A 1,698-nucleotide genomic window follows, 5' to 3' on the forward strand; every position below is an offset into this window, starting at 1 on the left:
TTTCTGTCTACGGCGTGATGGCCTGCGCGAGCGCGAGGGCGCGCTGATGCAGAGGCTGCGCGGTGGTGACGATGTCGAAGGTCGGCGCATCGGGCGCGCTGTCGGGCGTGCGGCAGGTGTTGCGCACGACGGTGGCGAGCTCCTGCATCAAYGTGGCGAAGCTGTGCGCCGGGGTGCTGTCTGGCAGCGTGTGGCTCGAGGCCTTGTCCTGTGCCGCCGCGGAGCGTTTGGCTGGTGCCACCGGATCGCGCGCGGCCTTGGCGTCTTGATCCGTGTCGGCGAACATCAACTCGCGCCACGCCTCGCGCAGATGCCACTCGACGTAGTAGGCCAGCATGCACAGGAAGATGTGCGCGCGCACCCGGTCGGCCAGGCGGTGGTGAATCGGACGCACCTTCAGATCGATCGTCTTGATCGAGCGGAATGCGCGCTCGACGTTGGCCAGCGACTTGTAGCTGCGCACGCACTGAGCGGCGTCCATCTGCTCAGCGCTCACTGAGGTGCGGATGATGTAGAGGCCGTCCAACGCGGCCTCGCCGGCGATCTCCTCCAGCTTGCGTGCCCAAGACAAGGCGATGTCGGTGATGGTCAGCTCGAAGTGCTTGGCGACCTTGTACTGGTTGATGATCCGACCCACCCGCAGCCCGATGGCATCGGCACCTTGGAGCTTGCCCGCGTGCACGCGCTGCTGGATCTTGGCCAGGTTGGCCTCGGTGGCGGCGAGCAGTTCCTCGCGCTTGTGCGCCCGCAGCTTGGCCAGCGCGTCGTTGCGACACGCCACCAGGCGCTCGCCGGGATAGTCCGGTGAGGCGAGCTCCACCAGATTGCGCTCATCGAACAGGCCCAACTGCAGYTGACCCTGCTCGACCAACGMGCGGATCGAGGCGCTCTTGAGCGCCGTGATCCAACCYAYGCCGTCGGTCTCCCGCATCTCGGCAATGGCCTTGTGAGAGACCATGCCGCGGTCCCCGACCATGACCATCTGTTCGATGCCGAAGTCATCGCGCAGCTTGTGGACTGCGGGCATGAAGGTGGTGCTGTCGGAGGTGTTGCCGTCGTGCACCGAGACCGCCACAGGGCACCCTCTGGGATCGGTGAGCAGCCCGTAGTTCACTTGCAGCTTGCCGCTCTTGCCATCGCGGTTGTAGCCGCGCTTGGCCAGGGGGCAGGAGCTGCCCTCGAAGTAGCTGGAGGACAGGTCGTACAGCACCAGGCCGCCGTCACGCAGATGGCGCGAAGCGAGCTTCTTCTGCACGGCGTCCTGGCGCGCGAGCAGCCAGTCCATCGCAGCGTATAGGTCATCCTCRKTGGCACCGACCACGCCGAAGTCCTCGGCCAGCGTGGTCGTGTGCCACCAGCGCGAAGTCGCCAGCTTGGTATGAGGCGCGACGATGCGCGAGGCRATCATCGCCAGCACCCGGTCGCGCTCGACRCAGGGCTTGGAAGACAGCAGCGAGCCCACATCCAGCCGCGCCATCGCGCTGGCCACCGCCTGCACATGGCCATGGGGGCGCGAGCGCGTGATCTCAAAGGCCGACGCAAGAGGAACAAAGGTCTCGCCCTGCAGCGAGCGGCGGATGATCTCGATCAGCGCATCGGGCAAGTGCGACAGGTTGCCCAGGGTCTCGTTCTTGACCTTGCCGTCCTCGCGGTAGCTGCGGCGTAGCAGGTGGGTGCGATAGACCTGGTCCTTGTACT

Annotated in this window: 1 protein-coding gene; it reads right to left on the reverse strand. The window is 66.1% G+C overall.

Features of this window, described 5'->3' with window-relative positions; genetic code table 11:
* Positions 1–7: 7 nt before the first annotated feature.
* On the reverse strand, positions 8–1,669 hold the full coding sequence (locus tag AC1DNF_RS35540) for an IS1634 family transposase (protein WP_478153613.1): 1,662 nt from the start codon (positions 1,667–1,669) through the stop codon (positions 8–10).
* Positions 1,670–1,698: the final 29 nt, after the last annotated feature.

It is taken from the genome of Variovorax sp. 01T432 (assembly GCF_056398605.1).